This window comes from Pseudomonas sp. ok272, assembly GCF_900109995.1.
Lineage (GTDB): Bacteria > Pseudomonadota > Gammaproteobacteria > Pseudomonadales > Pseudomonadaceae > Aquipseudomonas.
In genome coordinates, this window is sequence record NZ_FOCB01000001.1 from 452,725 (window position 1) to 472,494 (window position 19,770).

Annotated in this window: 21 protein-coding genes and 1 tRNA gene; 8 read left to right on the top strand and 14 right to left on the bottom strand. The window is 61.7% G+C overall.

Annotated features, from left to right (window positions below; genetic code table 11):
- Positions 1 to 2: 2 nt before the first annotated feature.
- Genes BMW74_RS02150 through epsC form a run of 3 tightly spaced genes read right to left on the bottom strand, consistent with a single transcriptional unit; the run spans position 3 to position 2,568 of the window.
- On the bottom strand, positions 3 to 893 hold the full coding sequence (locus BMW74_RS02150; protein ID WP_093412953.1) for an NAD(P)-dependent oxidoreductase: 891 nt from the start codon (positions 891 to 893) through the stop codon (positions 3 to 5).
- Positions 894 to 903: 10 nt separating this feature from the next.
- Complete coding sequence (locus BMW74_RS02155; RefSeq protein WP_093412956.1) at positions 904 to 1,788, bottom strand: VOC family protein; 885 nt, start codon at positions 1,786 to 1,788, stop codon at positions 904 to 906.
- A 15-nt stretch (positions 1,789 to 1,803) separates the two neighbouring features.
- A complete protein-coding gene (epsC, locus tag BMW74_RS02160) occupies positions 1,804 to 2,568 on the bottom strand; it encodes a serine O-acetyltransferase EpsC (protein WP_093412959.1) in 765 nt (254 codons plus the stop codon).
- 105 nt (positions 2,569 to 2,673) lie between these two features.
- Between epsC and BMW74_RS02165 the strand changes: the two genes are divergently transcribed.
- The 5 genes from BMW74_RS02165 (at position 2,674) to BMW74_RS02185 (ending at position 7,472) form a co-directional block, all read left to right on the top strand.
- Positions 2,674 to 3,582 (top strand): LysR family transcriptional regulator, encoded by a 909-nt coding sequence (locus BMW74_RS02165; protein ID WP_093412962.1) that lies wholly within the window; start codon positions 2,674 to 2,676, stop codon positions 3,580 to 3,582.
- Between the two features lie 134 nt (positions 3,583 to 3,716).
- Positions 3,717 to 4,874 carry a hypothetical protein gene (locus BMW74_RS02170; RefSeq protein WP_139208354.1) on the top strand — a complete coding sequence of 386 codons (1,158 nt, stop codon included), beginning with the start codon at positions 3,717 to 3,719 and terminating at the stop codon, positions 4,872 to 4,874.
- Positions 4,871 to 5,986, top strand: coding sequence for an HBL/NHE enterotoxin family protein (locus BMW74_RS02175; protein ID WP_093412968.1), 1,116 nt, complete (start codon positions 4,871 to 4,873; stop codon positions 5,984 to 5,986). The genes BMW74_RS02170 and BMW74_RS02175 overlap by 4 nt, the downstream gene beginning before the upstream one ends.
- Before the next feature lie 37 nt (positions 5,987 to 6,023).
- Positions 6,024 to 6,821 (top strand): hypothetical protein, encoded by a 798-nt coding sequence (locus BMW74_RS02180; RefSeq protein WP_093412971.1) that lies wholly within the window; start codon positions 6,024 to 6,026, stop codon positions 6,819 to 6,821.
- A gap of 21 nt (positions 6,822 to 6,842) precedes the next feature.
- Positions 6,843 to 7,472, top strand: a complete 630-nt coding sequence (locus BMW74_RS02185; protein WP_093412974.1) for a hypothetical protein — start codon at positions 6,843 to 6,845, stop codon at positions 7,470 to 7,472.
- Positions 7,473 to 7,517: 45 nt separating this feature from the next.
- Here the strand turns inward: BMW74_RS02185 and BMW74_RS25140 are convergent, their stop codons facing one another.
- The 6 genes from BMW74_RS25140 to BMW74_RS02215 all read right to left on the bottom strand — a co-directional run bounded on the left by BMW74_RS25140 (position 7,518) and on the right by BMW74_RS02215 (position 12,341).
- Entirely contained in the window at positions 7,518 to 7,838 is a 321-nt protein-coding gene (locus tag BMW74_RS25140; RefSeq protein ID WP_175479136.1) for a helix-turn-helix domain-containing protein, read from the bottom strand.
- Between the two features lie 650 nt (positions 7,839 to 8,488).
- A tRNA-Gly gene (locus BMW74_RS02195) sits at positions 8,489 to 8,562 on the bottom strand.
- 168 nt (positions 8,563 to 8,730) lie between these two features.
- The gene (locus BMW74_RS02200; protein WP_093412980.1) at positions 8,731 to 9,615 is read right to left on the bottom strand and encodes an alpha/beta fold hydrolase; all 885 of its coding nucleotides are present in this window, start codon (positions 9,613 to 9,615) and stop codon (positions 8,731 to 8,733) included.
- A gap of 302 nt (positions 9,616 to 9,917) precedes the next feature.
- Entirely contained in the window at positions 9,918 to 10,610 is a 693-nt protein-coding gene (locus BMW74_RS02205) for a pseudouridine synthase (RefSeq protein ID WP_093412983.1), read from the bottom strand.
- Positions 10,611 to 10,642: 32 nt separating this feature from the next.
- Entirely contained in the window at positions 10,643 to 10,861 is a 219-nt protein-coding gene (locus BMW74_RS02210) for a cysteine-rich CWC family protein (RefSeq protein ID WP_093412986.1), read from the bottom strand.
- Positions 10,854 to 12,341, bottom strand: a complete 1,488-nt coding sequence (locus BMW74_RS02215) for a sensor domain-containing diguanylate cyclase (protein WP_093412989.1) — start codon at positions 12,339 to 12,341, stop codon at positions 10,854 to 10,856. Before BMW74_RS02215 ends, BMW74_RS02210 begins: the two co-directional genes overlap by 8 nt.
- 236 nt (positions 12,342 to 12,577) lie before the next feature.
- Between BMW74_RS02215 and BMW74_RS02220 the strand changes: the two genes are divergently transcribed.
- The gene (locus BMW74_RS02220; protein WP_093412992.1) at positions 12,578 to 12,841 is read left to right on the top strand and encodes a hypothetical protein; all 264 of its coding nucleotides are present in this window, start codon (positions 12,578 to 12,580) and stop codon (positions 12,839 to 12,841) included.
- A gap of 363 nt (positions 12,842 to 13,204) precedes the next feature.
- Positions 13,205 to 13,633, top strand: coding sequence for a hypothetical protein (locus BMW74_RS02225; RefSeq protein ID WP_093412995.1), 429 nt, complete (start codon positions 13,205 to 13,207; stop codon positions 13,631 to 13,633).
- A 53-nt stretch (positions 13,634 to 13,686) separates the two neighbouring features.
- Here BMW74_RS02225 and BMW74_RS02230 read toward each other — a convergent pair whose 3' ends face one another.
- A complete protein-coding gene (locus tag BMW74_RS02230; RefSeq protein WP_093412998.1) occupies positions 13,687 to 14,799 on the bottom strand; it encodes an enoyl-CoA hydratase/isomerase family protein in 1,113 nt (370 codons plus the stop codon).
- Between the two features lie 131 nt (positions 14,800 to 14,930).
- Here BMW74_RS02230 and ung point away from each other — a divergent pair, with 131 nt between their 5' ends.
- Positions 14,931 to 15,623, top strand: coding sequence for a uracil-DNA glycosylase (ung, locus tag BMW74_RS02235; protein WP_093413429.1), 693 nt, complete (start codon positions 14,931 to 14,933; stop codon positions 15,621 to 15,623).
- Positions 15,624 to 15,714: 91 nt separating this feature from the next.
- Here the strand turns inward: ung and BMW74_RS02240 are convergent, their stop codons facing one another.
- The 4 genes from BMW74_RS02240 to BMW74_RS02255 are packed head-to-tail and all read right to left on the bottom strand — an operon-like array spanning position 15,715 to position 19,769.
- Positions 15,715 to 16,752, bottom strand: a complete 1,038-nt coding sequence (locus tag BMW74_RS02240; protein WP_093413001.1) for an AbrB family transcriptional regulator — start codon at positions 16,750 to 16,752, stop codon at positions 15,715 to 15,717.
- Positions 16,745 to 18,259, bottom strand: coding sequence for a tripartite tricarboxylate transporter permease (locus tag BMW74_RS02245; RefSeq protein ID WP_093413003.1), 1,515 nt, complete (start codon positions 18,257 to 18,259; stop codon positions 16,745 to 16,747). The genes BMW74_RS02240 and BMW74_RS02245 overlap by 8 nt, the downstream gene beginning before the upstream one ends.
- Position 18,260: 1 nt before the next feature.
- On the bottom strand, positions 18,261 to 18,719 hold the full coding sequence (locus BMW74_RS02250) for a tripartite tricarboxylate transporter TctB family protein (protein WP_093413005.1): 459 nt from the start codon (positions 18,717 to 18,719) through the stop codon (positions 18,261 to 18,263).
- 60 nt (positions 18,720 to 18,779) lie between these two features.
- The gene (locus tag BMW74_RS02255) at positions 18,780 to 19,769 is read right to left on the bottom strand and encodes a Bug family tripartite tricarboxylate transporter substrate binding protein (RefSeq protein WP_093413007.1); all 990 of its coding nucleotides are present in this window, start codon (positions 19,767 to 19,769) and stop codon (positions 18,780 to 18,782) included.
- Between the last annotated feature and the right edge of the window lies 1 nt (position 19,770).

The window sequence follows — 19,770 nt, forward strand, 5'->3', positions numbered from 1 at the left end:
ACTTACTCTCCACGGCCATACAGGCGGGCATCGGTGCGCTGGACAATCGCGCAGAAGTCTTCGTTGTCGGGCAGCGACTGGCTGCTGGCTTGCCACAGTTGGGCGACGACCTGGGACAGCGGCAGGTCGAGCCCCAGGTTCGCGGCCAGGTCGCTGGCCAGGCCGACGTCCTTGCGCATCAGACCCATGGTGAAGCCGGAGTCATAGGCTTTGTTCAGGACCCAGGTGGGGAACATGACCTGGGTCGCGCCGCTGCGGCCGGAGCCGGCGTTCAAGCCTTGCAGGAGCTTTTCAGGGTCGACGCCGGCCTTGGCGGCCATCGACATCGCTTCTGCGGTACTGATCAGGTGACAGGCGGCGAGCATGTTGTTGGCGATCTTGGCCACGTTGCCGGCGCCCCATTTGCCGACATGCACGCGGGTCCCGCTCATTGCCTCCAGCACCGGCAGGGCCCGGGCCAGGTCGGCCTCCTCGGCACCGATGACCATGGACATGGTGCCGCTGGCGGCGCCTTTTGGCCCGCCCGAGACGGGGGCGTCGATGAAGGCAACGCCGACCTCGGCCAGTACGGCGGCGACCTTGCGGCTGGCCTCGGGCGTGGAGGTGGTGGTGTCGACGACGATCAAGCCTGCGCGGCCCCATTCAATGATGCCTTCTTTACCCAGGCACACCGCTTCCACGTGCTCGGCCTTGGGCAGCGACAGGATCAGCAGGTCCGAGTGGCTGATCAACAGGTTGCGGTTATTGACGGGTTTGACCCCGTTCTTTTCGGCTTGGGCGAGTGCGGCGTCGGACAGGTCAAAACCGCTCACATCGAAACCCTTGCCGGCGAGCGTGGCGGCCATGCCGCCGCCCATGTTGCCCAGGCCAATGACGCCTACTTTCATAGTCATTTCAACAGTCTCAGTTAATGAATTCGAGGATGACGTTGCCTGCCGATTGCGGCGCCACCAGCACACGTCCCGCCACGTCACGGTGGGGGATGGCGTTGTGTTCGAGGATCGAGCGCAAGCTGTCCGGGCGGGTGGTGTGCAAGCGAATGGCAATCGCGTGCGGGCGTTCCTGGGTGACGACGGGTAACTCGATCCCCGGGTACTCAAGGGCGGCGGTGGCCGCATCGATGGCGCGCAACACGCCGCATTGGGTATCGGCTTCCAGGACCGTGCCGTTGTACTTCACGGCATCGCCGTAGATGGCGCGCCAGCGCGGTTCGAGCTGCTTGGGGTCGGCCAGGTAGGTGATCGCGAGAATGCCGTCGGCCCCATTGGGGTGGTTCTGCCAGCCTTTGACCCAGATCAGTTCCGGCCGGTGCTGGTGGCAGATGAAGTTGGACGCATCGGGAAGCTCGGGATCAATGAACAGCGCGAGTGACACCACGGCTTCATCATGGCGGCCATCGGGCAGGGTCATGCGCCGGCGAAAATCAATCCGTCCCTGGCTGTCGAGCCCGGCGTGCACCATGCGTGCATGGTCGGCATCGGCGTCCTTGCTGTGCAGCGCCACCAGGGAAACCCCTTCTTCGCCGCGGTCAAGGAACTGGCCTAGTTGGCGTCCGAAGCAGAATCCGTCCACCGAGTGGGTGCCGAACTTGGAGCGATCATCCACCCCGATCAGTTCGATGAAGTTGCTGGGGAACATCATCAGGGAGGTGACGCTGCCCCACGGGTGATAGCTGACGGGCGACGGCGCGAAGCCCATCTGCCGGTAAAGCTCCAGGGCGGCGGCGTGATCACGCACGGTGACCAGGGGATGATCGATACCTTGTGGAAATTGAGCGACAGCGGTCATGGGAGTGGCTCCGGGTTAGCCTGCGGATTTGGTTGTGAGGGTGGCCAGTGACGTCGGGGCCTGGCCGACAACCCGGGCCGGGGTTCCGGCGACGACGGTGCCGGCGGCCACGGCCTTGAGCACCACGGAATTGGCGGCGACGATGGCGTTGGCGCCGACTTCAATGTTGCCCAGTACGGTGGCCCCCGCGCAGATCAAGGCGCCTCGACGGACCTTGGGGTGACGGTCGCCGGCTTCGCTGAGGGTGCTGCCGAGCGTGACGCCGTGCCAGAGACTGACGTGATCCTCGACCACCGCGGTCTCGCCAATCACCAGGCCAATGCCGTGATCAACGAACAGCGCTTTGCCCAAGCGGGCAGCCGGATGAATGTCGATGCTCCAGGTATTGGCCGCCCAGTTCTGGACCAGCACCGCGCTTTGCACGTCGCCGTCATTCCACAACGCGTGGGCGATACGGTAGGCCTGGACCGCCTGAATGCCGCGGAACGTGAGAAACGCGGTGAGATGGTCGGGGCAGGCGGGATTGACCACGTGCAGGTGATCGATGTCGGCGGCTGCCGCATCGGCGATGGCCGGGGTGGCGTCAATGATTGACTTGAACCAAGGCTCCAACGCCACGTTGCTCGCCTGGGCGTGCATTTGGCGAGCGAGGTTGGCGGCCAGCGCCGCCTCGAAAGAGGCGTGGGCCAGCAGGTGGCTTGTTGCGTAGTCGCGCAGGACCGGGTTGCGTTCGATCAACTGCTGGGCTTGATTACGAAGGCGCTGCCAAAGAGCATTCATGTCCATCTCCGTTTGCTGATGGGCCGAGTATGGACATGGGCGAGAGCCTCCAGCAATAATCGCCAATTCAACGTTTTGTTGCCTTAAAGGCAACATAGGAGGCCCATGAGCCTGGTTCAGGATCGACGGATTCTTTATTTCTTCGAGGCGGTAAGGCTCGGCAGCGTGCGAGCCGCCGCGGACCACCTCAACGTCGCGCCTTCGGCGGTGAGTCGGCAGATCGCCCAGCTTGAACTGGAGTTGGGCGCACCCTTGCTGGAGCGGCATCGCCGGGGGGTGAAGCCGACCGAGGCCGGTGATCGCGTGCTGGGCTATTACCGTCAGCGCCTGACACACCAGGAACTGTTGCTGGACTCACTCCAGGCGCTGCGCGGCCTGCACAGTGGTTCGGTGGTGCTGGCGGTGGGGGAGGGGTTTATCGATGGCCTCGCCGGCCCGCTCAGTCACTTCTCCGAACAGCACCCCAAGGTCAAGATTCAGGTGAACATGTGCGGCAGCAACGAGGTCATTCGCCAGGTGGTCGAGGATGAAGCGCATCTGGGGCTGGTGTTCAATCCGGCGGCTGACCCGAAGATTCGCTCCCACGCCTCGCAGCCCCAGCCGGTCCGCGTGATCGTCAATCCCCAGCATCCGCTGGCGCAGGAAACCCGGCCCATCGAGCTGGCTGGCCTGGACACCTATCGCCTGGCGCTGCCCGGCGTGTCATTCGGCATCCGGCAAATCCTGACCCTGGCGGAGCAGCAACTGGGGGTGATGCTCAATCCCACGCTGACCTGCAACACCATCGCCATGCTCAAGCGTTTTTCCATGCAAGGTGGGGTGACGTTGCTACCCACCTTTGTGGTGGATGAAGAAGTGGAGGCCGGACGCCTGTGCGCCATCGCACTGCACAACGAGATCTTTGCCAGCCCCAGGGTGCACCTGATCAGTCGCCTGGGCAGGCAACTGAGCGTGGGCTCGAACCGATTGCTGGGCATGCTGGTCCAGGAGATGTCGGCGTTCAAGCCGCGTTGAGTCCGCAGGTAAAGTAGCCTCAGATCCGATCTCGTACACCACGAGACGAATTGTCCTGCCTTGGGACGTCATGCCCTTACCCCGCCTAGTACACCGTTTGAAGATGCAGCCTCACCACCAAAGGAGAGGATGCTGTGAACACACCCATCGGCTCGTTACTTTTAATCACCTCACTCGAGAAGTTCGCCGCCTGTGCTCGCAATGGCCAGGCGCGAGCAATGGTCACCGAGCGTCAGCAAGACGTCAGTGCCTTTATCGATGACCCCCTCACACGAACGTTGATCAGCGGCCTGCAGGGTCGACTGCGAGAGTGCGCCACCCACTACCTCAACGACCTGATGCCCGCTGCCATTACCTGCATCTGCGACGTGGACGCCTTCAGCGTGATGGTCAAGACCTTGCGCGAGCATCTACAGACTGTCGGCGACGATGAACTGGCCATGGCGGTGCAGCAGTTCTATCAAGTGATCGGATCCGAAGTTTCCCTCGCCCAGGAGCACATCGCAGTCCTGGTAGGCCACACCGCTCAGTGGGAGGAGGACACGGGCAAGGTCATTAGCCGGTTGCAGGCAAGTATCGACGCGCTGGCCGTCGAGCTTGGCAGTGACAAAGGCAAGATTGCCAGCATTCAAGCCGCGATCCAGAAGACCAGCCGGGACATGGATGAGGCCATCAGCCGGATGCTGCTCGCCTCGCAGTCAATAGGGGGGAACACCAAGGCCGTCGCCACCTGGGTGTTTTCCCTGTTCGGGTCCAAGGATGAGCCGAAGACGATCAAGGTCAAGCCCAAGGCCGGAGACAAACAGCCACTGGTTGACGATGACACGGATGACGATGACACGCCCGACGAGACCAGTCAGGCCCTGCCATTTCCGGTCGAGACCATTGGCGAGATCGCGAACGGCGCCACTGCAGTGGTGGATGCCATCAACAGTTTCAGCGCCTTCACCGATGTGCTTGAGGACCAATACCAACAGCTCTATCGCCAGAAAGCCGCCCTGTCGGTCGCGATCGTGATCAAGCAGCAAGGCCTGGATCATCAGGTGGCCATCGAGCGGTTCAGCCAGGCCGCCGCGACGTTGAATGACGCCTGGACTCAGCTCGATAACAGCTGGCAGCAGGCGCTCACGAACGGTAGCGCTGTGGACGATCACCTGCTCGATGCCGGTTGGGAGCGGATCACCGGGCGGCTGGACAGCATCAAACACGCTCTAACCAGCCCGCAGGGGCATATCCCTCGACTGCAGCACAAGGCTGCCCTCGTCGTTTTACCCAAAGGAGATACAAAATGAACGACATCAACAGTGCCACCCAAGATGAAGACTACGGCCAGACGCGCATCGCGCTGAAGAGGCAATCCTCCGCCGCCATGCTGGTTCAAGCCCATTGCCTGGGCGTAGAGAGGCAGCCGGCTGTGGACTTCGGCGATCAGGAACGGCTCAAACCCCTGCAGAACGAGATCAACAGTGGCTTGGTCAAGGCGAAACAGAGCACGACGTACTACCTCAATGACCTGCAGCCGCGGATCATCACCACGGTGGCCAACATCGAGGCCTACTTCGGACTGCACAACACGCTGGCTCAGATGTTGCTACCCACCACCAGCAGCACCGCTGCCATCGCCATGCTGCGGGAGATGGAAAGCAACGTCGAGGTGTACCGTCGCCAGGCGTCCATCATCCAGACTGACTTGTCGAAAATGCGCACCGGGTTTAGCGACGACAAGGCATTTTTTGATCGTTGCACCATCGATCTCAATGCGCTGGTCAATGGTGATCAAGGCGTGCTGGTAAGCATCAACGGCGAGCTGTCCGGTATCGACGGCAAGATAGCGGGGGTGGCAACGGGCATCGCCCTCGGCGGGTTAGCGGCCATCGGTGGCATCGTGCTGATCTTGGTCGGGGCGGTGGGTACCGTCTTCACCGGGGGCGCCGCCACGGCTCTGTGCGTTGGTGGCAGCGCGTTGTTGATCGGTGGTGTGGCCGGCGCCGTGGGGTCTGCTATCGCGCTGGCGGGCTTGCTCACGCTCAAAGGCGAATTGGTCACTCGGCGAGATCGTCTCAATGCCGAAGTCGCGGTGGCCACCGGCATTGCCTCTGGCTTCGGCGCGTTGGGCATCAGTGCCGGTCAGGCACAGGAGGGCGCGCAATTGATGGCGAATGCCTGGGGCTTCATGGGCAGTCATCTGGAAACACTGCGTGACCAACTCAAGCGCGGGCAGATCGACAGCCCGATGCTGCGTGAACTCTTGATCCGTGCAAGCCAGGGCGGCGTGGGCCGGGTCCTGGACGATGCGGAAACGATCAAGCGGCAAATGACCACCCCGCAGGCCACCATCGACACCAAAAAACGCACCGCTGACCTGATCACCGAGCAATCCGGCTCGTTGGAAGTGGCTGCCTGACAGTAAGCATCCTGACGGATCACACAAGGAGTTCATCATGTGGCAAGAAATCACGGCTCACATTAACGACGTAGTGCAAGAAACCCGTTCGCTGCCAGCGCCCCCCGGTCAACTGGGTGAGGTCAAGGCGCATATTGACCAGTTGCCCGCGGCGATGAAGCAGGTGGAGGACGTTCAACTTCGCATCATCCAACACGTTGAGCGTTCTACCGAACTGATCAACACCGCCCTGTTGCACAGTTCCGAAATCACCACCGACAGCAACGATGCCTTGCAGTCCTACACCTCACAGGCAAGTGCTGAAATTGAGCAGGTCAGTGGTGAGGTAGAAAGCCTGATGCAGACGATTGGCAACTTCCGAAGCTTGCTCGGCCAGGACTCCGGGGCCCTGAAGAGCGAGGCCATGCAAGCACGCGCACGCATCAAGTCGCTGGAGGATCGTCAACGGGAGTTGTCCGACAAGGCCCAGGAGTTGCGCAATCGCTCAGCCTGGACGTGGCTGTTCCCGCTGGCCAAGGCGATCGATGAGTTGGTCAGTGTGTGTCAACACGGTAAGTCAACCGAAGCGGCTCTGGAGGATGCGATCCGGGAGCTGGGTGACAAACGCCGTGAAGCGAGCAACCTGATCCGTATCAGCGATGTGTGCGAGCAACTGCTTAGCCTGCTCAGCGCCATGGCCGAAGGGTTGCAGGGGGTGATCAACCAGCAAGCGCTGCTCAAGGGCTACTTGAGTAACGAGGAGCGTTTTGCGTCGTTGGCGACGCCTGATAACGCGCGCCTCTACCTGACCACTGTGCTCGGCATTCTGCGAATGATGAGAGCCCAGGCCAACTGATCGAGAAGAAGGAGATTCATCATGATGTTATTTTTCGGCAAACCCAAAGGCAGTGCAGACACCGTCGACGAAAACGCTTCCCGTGCAGGCCGCCTGCAAGCGTTGCGCAGCCACTTCTACGCCTGGAAGAAGTGGAAGGAGTTCGCTCCCAATGCGTCCTTCCAGCCCCATGCCATCCAGCAAATGCTCAATGCCCTTGAGCAAAAGCCCGTCAAGCAACTGCGCGACTACAGCGGAGACCCGTCGATCCTGGTGCTCAACGCCCACGGCAACGCGAAGGTGTTCAACGGCTATTCCGGTCAAGAGGTAGGGGCCATGCTTGAAACCTTGGGCATTCGGGCAGCCGGCACCAAGGAAATCTGGGTCGCCGCGTGCAGTGTGGCGCTGCAGAAGCAGCAGCCAGGGCCGAAGGCCGTCAGCCGCTTTGTCAATGACTTGAGCGTTTACTTGGGTCAGGCAGGGCTTACTATCAAGGTCTACGGGCCTCGCAATATCCTTTGGTACAGCGGTGGGCTGGTGCCCGTAGGTAACCAGCAAAAGTATGTGTACGACAAGGTTTACATAGCGCCTGATGATGAGGATGAGGATTTCAAGGCGGGCAAGGAGCGTGAGTACGCATTTAACGAGGGTTGGTTGCTCGCCCATTCATGATGCAGGCGTTGAGCAGGCCGTCGGCTTCAACGCCGACGGCCCCACTCAAGGATCAGCACGCTCGCGCAACGCCTTCAGACTCTCGCCGATGTGTGCCTGGCGGTAGCGGCCGGCGGACATGCCAAAGACCTTGCTGAAGCAGCGGTTGAACGTTCTGACCTCCTCGAAGCCGCAGCGGTAGGCAACTGTTTCGATTGGAATGCTGTAGGGCGGTACGGCCAACATTTCGCTGGCACGTAACAGGCGCAACATGCGGATGGTTTCGGCCACGGTCTGTTGGCGCTCGGCAAAGGCGCGGTACACCGTGGTGCGTGAACAACTGACCAACCGCGCGACGGCACAGACGTTCAACGTCGTATCAGCCAAGTGCTGTTCGATTACCCTGCAAGCGGTCTGATAGATCCATTCATATTCTGGCTTGATGCATGTCGTAGCCAATACCAAGGCTGGACGCGGCCTGGAACGTGCCCAGAAACACCCCCCCTGTTGATCACCGCTGGCCCACACACATCGCGACTCGGACACGTCGGCCTTGACTTCGCTCTCCATGGTCTTCCTCTGGCGTCCATTGACTCCCAGCACAGCCCATCCCGTGTGCACTTCTTTCGGGACGCAAAACTTCCTGCTGCGTACGAGTTCTGCGCAGGTGGCGTTTTTCCTGGCAATTCGAGCCCCGGCTTAGGAGTGCGTCAGCTTGAATGACAGGCAGGCAAAGCAATGGAATCAGCGGAACAAGAAGTCACCCGGTTCTGGACGGAGACACTCGCGGAGACAATGCGCACCTCAAACGAAGGCTGCCATGCGTCAGAACGTTCATACGAGTCGCGCGGCGGTTGCCGTACAGATAAGCACAGCGCTGCTGAGCTGCACTTCTGGATAAGGTTTGCATTGAGGTTGTGGGCCACGGCACCAATAAAAAACAGGCGGGCACAAAAAAACCGGCTTGTTTAAAGGGCCGGTTTCTGTGGTGCTCAACTGCTCACCGGAATAGACGGGAACATGCTGGAACAAGGAGGTGGAGCGGGTAGAGGGAATCGAACCCTCATCTAAAGCTTGGGAAGCTTTCGTTCTACCACTAAACTATACCCGCTCAGAGCGGCTGACTTTGTACCAGATGTCGCGATGGATTTGAAGTTTTTCTTTGTGGGAACTGCATTTACGTAAGTTTTTAGCCATAGGACGGCGTTCGTGGGCAAGCCTCGCGCGACTCAGGCAGTGGGTTGACCTGGGCGGCGAGGTTGCTCGTGTCGGCGCGCGTTCAAATGGCCTGTGCATGCTGCTCCTGGGGCAAGTAGGCGCGTGTTCGGCTCTCATGGTGCGTCGGTTTGAGGAAGCCCAGCAGGGCTTGGCGGCTGTCACGCAGGGCCGCCTTGTGTTCCATGTCGAGGAAGTGCCCAGTGGCCTGGATCGTGCTGAAGCTGCTGTATTGCACGTGGTTGGCGAACAACTGCGCATCGCCGGCGGCGGTGTACTCGTCCCATTCCCCGTTGACAAACAGCACCGGCACGTCGATCTGCCGGGCGGCCTTGAGGTAGCACAGGCGGTCGCTGTCGAGGACCTGGCGGATGTGAAAGTGCATCTGCCCGTACTCGTGCTCGGCCAGGTTGCTGACGTGGCGATAGTTGAAGCGCTTGAACAGCGACGGCAGGTGCTTGCCGATGGTGTTGTTGACCAGGTGACCGACCCGGTCGCGGTCCAGGTTGCCGAGGTAGTCGACGCCACGCTCCAGGTAGTCGCGCATCGGTTCGTTGATCACCGGCGAGAACGAACTGATCACGGCTTTTTCGATCCGCCGCGGGCGGTGCGCCAGGGCGAGCAGGGTGGCGGCACCGCCCCAGGAGAATGACAGCACGTGCTCGGCGGCGAAGTGGTCGATCAACTCCAGGAGGATTTGCCCTTCGACTTCCTTGGTGAGCATGTTCTCGTGTCGGTTGTGGGCTTTGGACTTGCCGGCGTAGGGCTGGTCGTAGAGCACCACATTGAACGCGGGGTGCAGGCTTTTCACGGTCTGGGCAAACGACGCGGTGGTGGCCATTGAGCCATTGACCAGGATGATGGTCTTTTGCGCGGCGTCTGCGCGATAGAACTCCGTGTAGACCCGGTACTGACCTTGTATATCCAGCACTGCGATTTCTGGCCTCATGTCGTAAGACTCCTGGCAAGCGGGTATGCGCGCAACGTGAGTGTGCACGGGCTTTATGACAGGTAGGCATACGCCTGGAATGTGAGGGCCCATGTCGATCCGGTGCAGGCTGGTCGACGGGTATTGTTATAGGCGGGCAGTCTGTCGGGGGAGGTGGAGCCTTGGGGCTCTCTACTGACAGAAAGGTGCTCGGGTGCAAGCGGTGACCGGTCGGTCAAATTCAGGCCGACGGTCTGATTCAAGCAGGGGGAGGGCTATCGCGCAAGTGCCGTGGGTGAATTGTTCGGCCGCTGGTCGCTTGGTCAGACCGAGGCGATTTCGCGGTCGCTGAGGGCCCGGTACTGGCCTGGCTCCAGGTCATCGTCGAGCGCCAGAGGGCCCATCTGTTCGCGGTGCAGGCGTACGACTTTGTTGTTGAAGTGGCCGAACATGCGCTTGACCTGATGGTAGCGGCCTTCAACGATGCTCAGTCGGGCGCGGGTCGCGCTGAGTATGTCCAGGGTCGCCGGCAGCGTCGTGAGGTCTTCAAAGGCGAAGTACAGGCCGTGGGCGAAGACCTGCACGTATTCCGGTGTGATCGGTTGTTCGGTTTCGACGTAGTAGATCTTCGGCAGCTTGGTGTGTGGCTGGGTCAAGCGTCGCGACCAACTGCCGTCGTTGGTGATCAGCATCAGCCCGGTGGTGTTGAAGTCCAGGCGCCCGGCGATGTGCAGCTGGTCCTTGTCGGGCTCATGGATCAGGTCGAGGACGGTCGCGTGCTCGGGGTCGCGGGTGGCACTCACGCAGCCCGGTGGCTTGTGCAGCATGAAGTAGCGTGCGGGCTTGCCGGCTTGCAGCACCTGGGCGTCGCACTCGACACGGCTGAACTCGCGCACGTCGAAGTGCGGGTCGCTGACGATCTGCCCGTCCACCCTGATCCTGCGCTCGGCCAGCAGCAGGCGTACCTGTTGACGGTTGAAGCAGGGCAGGTTGCTTAAAAAACGGTCAACGCGCATGACGGTCGGCAGATGGGGAGAGGGCGCGCATCTTACTTGATGGGCGCTGGGCTTGCCCGCAGTTGTGCGTCGACCTGGGCACAGCGCGGACACAGGCACGCTTGGTTACGCCGTTCGGCAGGCAGGGCTTCAAGCACCGCCGGGTCGATGGACACCGTGAAGCACCAGCACGCCTGGTCGGCGGTGCGGGGGTCGGCCAGGCTGCAGTCGTTGAATGCGCCACAGGCCGGACAGAGGCTGGGGTTATTCATAGCTGGAGTGGGGCATTTGCGAACAGGTGCGGTTGCGTCCGGTTTGCTTGGCCCGGTACATGGCATGGTCGGCCCGGGCCAGCAGGCTGTGCAGGGTGTCGCCTGACTGCAGGGTGGTCAGGCCAATACTGACGGTGATCTGTAGGGATTGTCCTTCATAGGGGTAGTGCTGTTGTTCGATCCGCTGGCGAATTTTTTCGGCGATCTTCAGGCCGTTGGTGGTGTCGGTGTCCTTGAGCAGCACGATGAACTCTTCGCCGCCCCAGCGGCAGACGATGTCCGATTGGCGCAAGCAGCTTTCCAGGTCGCGAGCGAACCCGGCCAGCACCAGGTCGCCGGCAAGGTGGCCATAGGTATCGTTCAGGCGCTTGAAGTGGTCGAGGTCCAGCAGCAGCGCCGTCAGTGGCTTGGGCTCGCGCTGGGCTTCGTGTAGCGCTTGTGCCGCCAGCAGGTCGAAACCACGGCGGTTGGGCAGGCCCGTGAGACTGTCGAGGGTCGCCTGGGCTTCGATCCGGCCCTGGAAGCGCCTGATCACCCGATTGAGCAGGAGCAGCACAATCAACGTGACCACCAGGCAGATCAGCAGGTTGAGATAGAGCGACTGGCGAATGCCATGCAGCGCACTGTCTTCGCGCTTGTCGACGAACAGGTACCAGTTCAGTTCCGGGATAAAGCGCACGTTGAGGAAGTGCCCCTGGCCCTGGGCCGAGTACTCGTAGCTGCCACTGTGGGGCTTGGGCAGTTTGGCCAGCAGGTCTTTCATGCTCTCCAGTTCACTGAGGGATTGGCCACTGTGCGCGCCCTGGGGGCCGCCTTCGGCGCCGGTCAACACCAGGTGCCCGTTGGTGTCGACGAAATACACGCTGCGCTGGTAGCGCTGCTGGTAGGTGTCGATCAGCTTGATCACCGCGTCGACGGTCAGACCCACACCCGCCACGCCGATGAAATTGTCCTGGTAGTCGTAGACCTTGTAGTTGATGAAGAAGGTCAGGCTGTCCTGGTTGGCCATGTCGACATCGACATTGATCTCATATGGGGTGGTCATGTCGCGCACGCGAAAGTACCAGGCATCGCGGGGTTCATCGGCGCGAATCTTCTTCAGCACGCCTTTGGCCTGGTAGTAGGTCAGGCTGTTGTTGGAAATGAAGAACGCGGTGAAGGCGCCGTAGTGAGTCATGACCTCCTTGAGGTAACGGGTCACTTGTGCCGGGTCGCGTTCACCCTCGACGACCCACTCGCGCAGGAAGGTATCGCGCGACATCATTGAAGAGATCAGGACCGGGCGCACCAGGTCCTTCTGGATTTCCGAGTAGATGGTGTCGGAGGTCAGTGGCAACTCGGTGTTGACGATGCTGTCGCGAATAGACGCGCGCGAGGCGTAGTAGCTGAGCAAGGAGGTGGCCAGGAAGCCGGCGCCCAGCAGTGCGATCAGGGTGAGGACCAACCAACGTTGCGAAAACAGCGCAGAGCGTAGCGGCATGACAGTTCCGTTGGCGGTGTTCGATGACTGCATTCTAGTGGCACTGCAGGGAAATGACGGAATGATTTAATCGCTGCGGCTCACCGTATCGTGGCGCTGGCCGCTGATCTGAAGTTTTTGCTCGCCCAGCACTTGGCGCCTGTGGGTGGGTCTTAAGTGATGTCAGGTGTGTGTTCTCGCAGCTGCCGCCGACCAGCGTCGCTGGTTTGTGCTTCCCTGCGGTCCAGGAGGCCGCCATGTTCCGTTCAGTCGTGTTGGGTGCGTTACTGGGTGTGAGTCTTTCGGGCTGTTACTACTACGACAGTCCCGGCTATTACCCCCCGGCGGTGTATGCGGCGCCAGCCCCTTATTACAACAGTGGTTTTTACTCGCCGCTCTACTTCGGCGGTTACTACGGCCCTCGCTACTATGGTGGATACCGGCACTATGACGGCGGGTATCACGGGTATCACGGGTACCACTACGGTGGTGGCGGACGTTACTACCATGGGCATCATTGAATGACCGTCAGTTAGACGAAATGCTGTGGGAGCAAGCCCCCTGGTCCACGGCGAACACACATCCGGGGAGCAGCTCAATTCCTTGTAGGAGCGAGGCTTGCCCGCGAAGGCGGTAAGCCTGGCGACATCGATGTTGAATGGGCTGGCCTCTTCGCGGGCAAGCCTCGCTCTACGGGCTCAACCCAGAGTCCTGCTCGAGATGGCGGGCATCCGCGTGAGGCAGATTGTTCGACTAGTTATTTCAATGTGTGTCCAAATCGCACCAGTTTCCGATTTCGATGTCAGATGTTTCGTCAGTCAGCGTCTTTGACTGCCGCCCACCCGCGTCGCGGATGTGGCTCTTTCGCGGTCCAGGAGGCCGCCATGTATCGTCGACTTATCCTGATTGCTTCAATGAGTGTGAGCCTTGCCGCCTGCGTGCCCTACAGCGATGGGGGAGGCAGCTACTACAGCTCCGAGGTCTACTCCTCGCCGGCGTATTACTACGGAGGAGGCACTTACAATGCTTATCCACGCAATGACTATCCGTCGGCGCGCTACTACCAGCCGGCGCCTCGGTACTACCCATCAGCCCCTCGCTACTATCAACCCGCTCCTCGTTACTATCAGGCGCCGCCGAGAGCCGCCTATCGGCCATACCCGAATCAGGGGTGGAGCGGTCATCAGAGCTCGGGCTGGGGCCATACGTATGGCAACCAGCGCCGGGATGGGGATGAGCGTGGCGGGCGTGATCACGGTGGCCGACATGGCGACCATGACGGCCGTGGCGATCGCGGCTCACGTAACCGCTAAGCCAGGCAAGCAATCGGCGGCGCCTTTAGCGCCGCTTTTTTGTGCCCAGGACGTTAGTAGCCCGACAAGTTCGCCAGCGGGTGCCGGCCTTCCCACGCCTTGTGAAAGTGCGCCTGTACCACCGCGTCGGGGAGCGTGTTGATGTCTGGCCAATGCCAGTGCGGCGTCTGGTCCTTGTCGATCAGGCGGGCCCGGACGCCTTCGCTGAACTCAGGGTGTCGGCAGCAGTTCAGGCTCAGGGTGTATTCCATCTCAAACACCTCGGCCAACGACAGGTGACGTGCGCGCTGGAGTTGTTCCCACACCAGGTGCGCGGTCAACGGACAGCCTTCGCGCAGGTTCTTGGCCGCGCGCGCCAGCAGTGGGTCGGCGTGATCGTCCAATCGGGTGATCGCGCGCCAGGCGCAGCGCACATCGCTGACATCCAGCAGCTCATCAATCTGCTGGCGGCGCGCCAACCACTGACCGGGGGGCATTTGCCCGACGGCCTCCTGTTGCAAGGCCTTGAGCAGGCTGTTGAGCTGCATCGGGGTCTGTTCCTGCCAGTTGAGTTGCAGCAGGCCCTCGATCAGTTGCTCCTGCTGGTCATCGAGCAGGAAGCGGTCGGCCAGCCCTAGATCAATGGCATCGCGCCCGTTCATCGGGGCGCCGGTCAGGCCGAGAAACAGGCCAAGCTTGCCCGGCAGGCGCGATAGAAACCAACTGGCGCCCACGTCCGGGTACAGGCCGATGCTGATTTCGGGCATGGCCAGGCGACTGCTGGGGGTGACGATGCGGATCCTGGCGGCCTGCAACAAGCCCATGCCGCCGCCGAGCACATGGCCATGGCCCCAACAGATCAAGGGTTTGGGGTAGGTGTGCAGGCGATAGTCCAGGCGATACTCGGCGGCAAAGAACTGGGCGGCCAACGGCGGCACTTCGCCGGGTTGTTCGCGACACGCCTGCGCCAGGCTGCGGACCTCGCCGCCGGCACAGAACGCCTTGGCGCCATTGCCGCGCAACAGCACGCAGACGACCTGGGGTTCCCTGGCCCAGGCGTCCAGTTGCTCACTCAAGGCGTTGATCATGGGCAGCGACAGGGCGTTGAGGGATTTTTCGGCATCCAGGCTGGCGATGCCGATGCGTGCGCCATCCGTGCCGGTGAGTTCTTCGAAGTGCAGGTTCATTTTGACCTCGATGGCTTATTTGAAGATTCAGTATGATCGTTGCGTAGGAAAGTGCTGGATCCGTGTCGGATCAATTGACAAGCGCGGCCGGCTTTCCTAGGGTTCGCCCCATTGAATTTTCGGGTATGACCATGACCACTGACGACCGTATCAAGCTTGAACCGAGTTGGAAGCAAGCCCTGCGTGCCGAGTTCGATCAGCCCTACATGGTGCAGTTGCGCGAGTTCTTGCAACAGGAGCGTGCGGCGGGCAAGGAAATCTATCCGCCGGGGCCGATGATCTTCAATGCGCTCAACTCCACCCCGCTGGACAAGGTCAAGGTGGTGATCCTCGGCCAGGACCCATACCACGGCCCGGGCCAGGCCCACGGCTTGTGCTTCTCGGTGCAACCGGGCATCCCGGCGCCGCCGTCGCTGGTGAACATCTACAAGGAGTTGAAGCGCGACCTGAACATCGACATCCCCAACCACGGCTGCCTGCAAAGCTGGGCCGATCAGGGCGTGCTGATGATCAACACCACCATGACCGTGGAGCGCGCCAATGCCAACGCCCACAAGGACAAGGGCTGGCAGTTCTTCACCGATCGCATCATCGAGTTGGTCAGTGAGCAGCAACCGCACCTGGTGTTCATGCTGTGGGGCGCCCATGCACAGAGCAAGCAGAAGCTGATCGATGCCACCAAGCACCTGGTATTGACCTCGGTGCACCCATCGCCGCTGTCAGCCTATCGGGGCTTTCTCGGGTGTGGGCACTTCAGTCGCACCAATAAATTCCTCGAGCAGAATGGCGAGACGCCGATTGAGTGGCGATTGCCGCCGATCTAATGCGCCCCTTTCGCGAGCAGGCTCGCCCCCACAGGGGACTGCGATCAACGGAGGGAGCGAGCCTGCTCGCGATTGAAGACGCCTAGGTCTATCAGGCCGCCTCCGGCTCCCGGTTCCAATACCGGAACAACGGCTCGGCCAGAAACAACACAAACAGCAAGCGCATCACCTGCATGGCGGTCACCAGCGGCACCGACAATTGCAGGGTCTCGGCGGTCAGGCTCATTTCCGCGATCCCGCCGGGCATCATGCCCAGTGTCAGCGAGCGCAGGTCCAGTTGGGTCAGCGCACTCAATCCCAATGCCGCCAGGGTCGCGATCAACATGGACAGCGCGGTGCCGATCAGGGTGCGGCCCATGAACGAGGGTGCGCGGCGAAAGAACTGCCGGTTGAAGTGGCAACCCAGGCCGCTGCCGATCAACCATTGACCGATCTGGCTGCCGCCGTCGGGCAGGCCGATGTGCAGGTCGAGGCTGATACTCGCGGCAGCACTCACCAGCAGTGGGCCGAACAGCCAGGGGTTGGGTTGGCGCAAGCGTTGCCAGAGCCAGGCGAGCAGGGCGCCCGCCGGGAACAGCACCGCCAGCCAGCGCCAATCGACGGTGGCCGGGTGTAACACCGCGGCGCCATCGCCCAACAGATACTTGAAGGCGGCCGGCACACACAGCACCACCACCAACACCCGAAGACTTTGCCCCGCCGCGACGCGGCTGAGCACGGCGCCATTGCGGGCACCCAGGTTGACCATCTCGCCGGAACCGCCCGGCATGCTGGAGAAAAACGCGGTGGCGCGATCCTCGCCGGTGCGCCGCAGCAACCAGACCCCGACCACGGCCGAGAGACTGGTGATCAGCGCACCGAAGAAGATCAAGCCGAAGTGGCTCATGACCTGCTCGATCACCACCGGGGTGAAGTGCAGGCCAATGCCGATACCCACGATCCACTGGCCACATTTACGCCCGCCAGGGATCTCCGCCAACTGCCAGGGTGTCAGGCAGCGCACCAGGATGATCGCCAGCAACGAGCCGACCATCCAGGGCAAGGGCCAGCCGATCTGGCTGGCGAGGTAACCGCCCAGCAGACCGACCAGCGGGGTTCCCCACCAGGTGTTGAACGGCCGATCAGACATCGGTGATGAGGCGTCGGGCCACAACACGTTTGCGCCACATGCGCAGCAGCGGCACCAGCAGCATGACGAGGGTCAGGACCCAGCAGCCGAAGGTGATCGGGCTCGACCAGAGGATGTCCAGCGCACCGTTGGAAATCGACAGGGCCCGGCGCAGGTTCTGCTCCATCAAACCGCCGAGGATGAAGCCCAGCAGCAGCGGCGACAACGGGAAGTCCAGCTTGCGCAGGATGTAGCCGAAGATGCCGATGGCGATCATCAGGAACAGGTCGAAGGTGGTGGCGTGCACGGCGTAGACGCCAATCGCGGTGATGATCGCGATCACCGGCACCAGTGCCCAGTTCGGCACGGCCAGGATGCGGGTGAAGATGCGGATCATCGGGATGTTGAGGATCACCAGCATGATGTTGGCGATAAACAACGAAGCGATCAGGCCCCAGACGATGTCCGGTTGCTGTTGGAACAGCAGCGGCCCCGGGGTGATGTTGTACAGCGACAGGGCGCCGATCATCACCGCCGTGGTGCCCGAACCTGGAACGCCGAGGGTCAGCATTGGCACCATGGCGCCGCAGACCGAAGCGCCGATGGCGGTTTCCGGGGCGGCCAGGCCGCGCATGTCGCCTTGGCCGAACTTGCCGCTGGCGCCGGCGATACGTTTCTCGGTCATGTAGGCCACGGCCGAGGCCATGGTCGCGCCGGCACCTGGCAAGACGCCGATGATAAAGCCCGACACACCGCAACGCAGGTTCACGGTCAGTACCGACATGGCTTCCTTGACGTTGAACATCATGCGTCCGGTGGCTTTCACCGCTTCCTGGCCTCGATGGGTTTTTTCCAGCAGCAGGAGGATCTCACTGATGGAGAACAGGCCCAGCACCAGGACCACGAACTGGATGCCGTCGGTCAGGTGAATGTTGTCGCCGGTAAACCGGTACACACCACTGTTGGCATCGATGCCCACCGCCGACAGGAACAGGCCGATCAGCGCGGCAACAAAGGTTTTCAGCGGCTTGTCACCGGCCATGCCGCCCAGGCAGACAATCGCGAACACCATCAGGACGAAGTATTCCGCGGGTCCGAAGGCAATCGCCCATTTGGCCAGCAGCGGGGCGAACAGCACCATGCCGCAGGTGGCGATAAACGCGCCGATGAACGAACTCCAGGCAGACAACGACAGCGCCACGCCGGCCATGCCTTTGCGGGCCATCGGGTAGCCATCGAGGGTGGTCATCACGGTGGACGCTTCGCCCGGGATGTTCAGCAGGATCGAGCTGATCCGGCCGCCGTACTCGCAGCCCAGGTACACGGCGGCCAGCAGGATCAGCGCCGACTCCGGCGGCAGGCCCAGAGCAAAGGCGATCGGGATCAACAGCGCCACGCCGTTGATCGGGCCCAGGCCCGGTAACAGGCCGACCACGGTGCCGATCAGGGTGCCGCACAGCGCGGTCACCAGGTTGTAGGGGCTCAGCGCGACGCCGAAACCCTGGCCCAAATAGGCAAAAGTATCCATATCAGTTCTCCAGAACGTCGAGCAGACCGAGGGGCAGCGGCACGTCCATGGTTTTATCGAACAGCAGATAAAGACCGACGCTCATCAAGCTGATGATTACCACGCTGGGCAACCAGCGGCCGCCATACAGCCGTGCCATCGGAATACCGATCAGCATGCTGCTGAGAATGAAACCCAGGGATTCGAACGTGCCGGCAAACACCAGCAGCAAGGCCACGCATATCCCGATCTTGATCAGGGTCGGGCGGTCCAGCGCGGGTTCATCCTCGGTGTGTTTGGTCGGTTGCGGGCGAATCAGCATGTAGATCAGCGCCAGGCCCATCAGCCCGAGCAGCAGCAGCGGGAAGGCCCGAGGTCCTACGGGTTCGTAGGAAAAAGCTGCCTGATAGGGCCAGGCCATCAGCGCCAGGCCGATACAGGCCAGTAACAGCGCAGCAGCGAAAATGCGTTGTAAGAGCATGGAAAACTCCTGGGCCACGCCCTCGATGCGCAAAGGCGTGGCCGGGCGAACAGGGGGCGATTACTGAATCAAGCCGAATTCTTTGGCCAGCGTCTTGTAGTCGGCGACCTGCTGCTTCACGTAGGTGTCCAGCTCAGGCCCGGTCATGGCGAACGGGAACAGCTCGCGCTGGTCACGCAGCTTGGCGAAGTCTTCGGAGGCCAGCAGCTTGTCGAAGGCGTCTTTCCACCAGGCGTACTCGGCATCGCTGACCTTTGGCCCCAGGTAGAAACCACGGACCACCGGCCAGACGATGTCGTAGCCTTGTTCGCGAGCGGTCGGGATGTTCTTCATTTCCGGCTCGTCCAGGCGTTCGTTGGCGAACACGGCCAACAGGCGCATGTCACCGCTCTGGATGTGCGGCATGGAGTCGGAGATGTCGGTGCTGCCGACCTGGATGTGACCACCCAGCAGGGCCGTGGCGATTTCGCCGCCGCCTTCGAGGGCCACGTAGCGCAGGTCACGCGGATTGATCCCGGCGGCCTTGGCGATCAGCGCGGTTTGCATCCAGTCCTGGCTGCCAACGGTGCCGCCGGAGCCAATCACCACTTTGCTCGGATCTTTCTTCAGTGCTTGCACCAGATCGTCGAGGTTCTTGTAGGGCGAGTCGCTTTTCACTGCGATAGCCCCGTAGCTGGTGCCAACGGCGGCCAACCAGCGCACGGCGTTTTCATCGAAACGACCGAACTTGCCCTGAGCCAGGTTCAGCAACGAACCGCTGGACCAGGCCACCAGCGTGCCGGCGTCGGCCGGGCGCTGGGCGACCACGGCGTTGTAGGCCACCGCGCCCACGCCACCGGGCATGTAGGTCACACGCATCGGCTTGCTCAGCAGTTTCTCGTTGACCAGCGCGCTCTGCGCCAGCTTGCACGTCAGGTCAAAACCACCGCCCGGAGAGGCCGGGGCGATGCATTCGGGGCGCTTGGGTTCGTTGGTTTCGGCAGCGAGCAGGGGGCCGGTGAACAGCAGGCAACTGACGGCCAGGGCCACTTTACGCAATGAGAAGTCCATT

What these genes read in the sequence shown, in the direction of transcription:
- BMW74_RS02215 (WP_093412989.1), bottom strand. Translation starts at nt 12,341, where the DNA reads ATGCCGCTACGCTCTGCGCTGTTTTCGCAACGTTGGTTGGTCCTCACC.
- BMW74_RS02225 (WP_093412995.1), top strand. Translation starts at nt 13,205, where the DNA reads ATGTATCGTCGACTTATCCTGATTGCTTCAATGAGTGTGAGCCTTGCC.
- BMW74_RS02230 (WP_093412998.1), bottom strand. Translation starts at nt 14,799, where the DNA reads ATGAACCTGCACTTCGAAGAACTCACCGGCACGGATGGCGCACGCATC.
- BMW74_RS02255 (WP_093413007.1), bottom strand. Translation starts at nt 19,769, where the DNA reads ATGGACTTCTCATTGCGTAAAGTGGCCCTGGCCGTCAGTTGCCTGCTG.
- BMW74_RS02175 (WP_093412968.1), top strand. Translation starts at nt 4,871, where the DNA reads ATGAACGACATCAACAGTGCCACCCAAGATGAAGACTACGGCCAGACG.
- BMW74_RS02220 (WP_093412992.1), top strand. Translation starts at nt 12,578, where the DNA reads ATGTTCCGTTCAGTCGTGTTGGGTGCGTTACTGGGTGTGAGTCTTTCG.
- BMW74_RS02150 (WP_093412953.1), bottom strand. Translation starts at nt 893, where the DNA reads ATGACTATGAAAGTAGGCGTCATTGGCCTGGGCAACATGGGCGGCGGC.
- BMW74_RS02210 (WP_093412986.1), bottom strand. Translation starts at nt 10,861, where the DNA reads ATGAATAACCCCAGCCTCTGTCCGGCCTGTGGCGCATTCAACGACTGC.
- BMW74_RS02165 (WP_093412962.1), top strand. Translation starts at nt 2,674, where the DNA reads ATGAGCCTGGTTCAGGATCGACGGATTCTTTATTTCTTCGAGGCGGTA.
- BMW74_RS02180 (WP_093412971.1), top strand. Translation starts at nt 6,024, where the DNA reads ATGTGGCAAGAAATCACGGCTCACATTAACGACGTAGTGCAAGAAACC.
- epsC (WP_093412959.1), bottom strand. Translation starts at nt 2,568, where the DNA reads ATGAATGCTCTTTGGCAGCGCCTTCGTAATCAAGCCCAGCAGTTGATC.
- ung (WP_093413429.1), top strand. Translation starts at nt 14,931, where the DNA reads ATGACCACTGACGACCGTATCAAGCTTGAACCGAGTTGGAAGCAAGCC.
- BMW74_RS02245 (WP_093413003.1), bottom strand. Translation starts at nt 18,259, where the DNA reads ATGGATACTTTTGCCTATTTGGGCCAGGGTTTCGGCGTCGCGCTGAGC.
- BMW74_RS02185 (WP_093412974.1), top strand. Translation starts at nt 6,843, where the DNA reads ATGATGTTATTTTTCGGCAAACCCAAAGGCAGTGCAGACACCGTCGAC.
- BMW74_RS02200 (WP_093412980.1), bottom strand. Translation starts at nt 9,615, where the DNA reads ATGAGGCCAGAAATCGCAGTGCTGGATATACAAGGTCAGTACCGGGTC.
- BMW74_RS02155 (WP_093412956.1), bottom strand. Translation starts at nt 1,788, where the DNA reads ATGACCGCTGTCGCTCAATTTCCACAAGGTATCGATCATCCCCTGGTC.
- BMW74_RS02205 (WP_093412983.1), bottom strand. Translation starts at nt 10,610, where the DNA reads ATGCGCGTTGACCGTTTTTTAAGCAACCTGCCCTGCTTCAACCGTCAA.
- BMW74_RS02240 (WP_093413001.1), bottom strand. Translation starts at nt 16,752, where the DNA reads ATGTCTGATCGGCCGTTCAACACCTGGTGGGGAACCCCGCTGGTCGGT.
- BMW74_RS02250 (WP_093413005.1), bottom strand. Translation starts at nt 18,719, where the DNA reads ATGCTCTTACAACGCATTTTCGCTGCTGCGCTGTTACTGGCCTGTATC.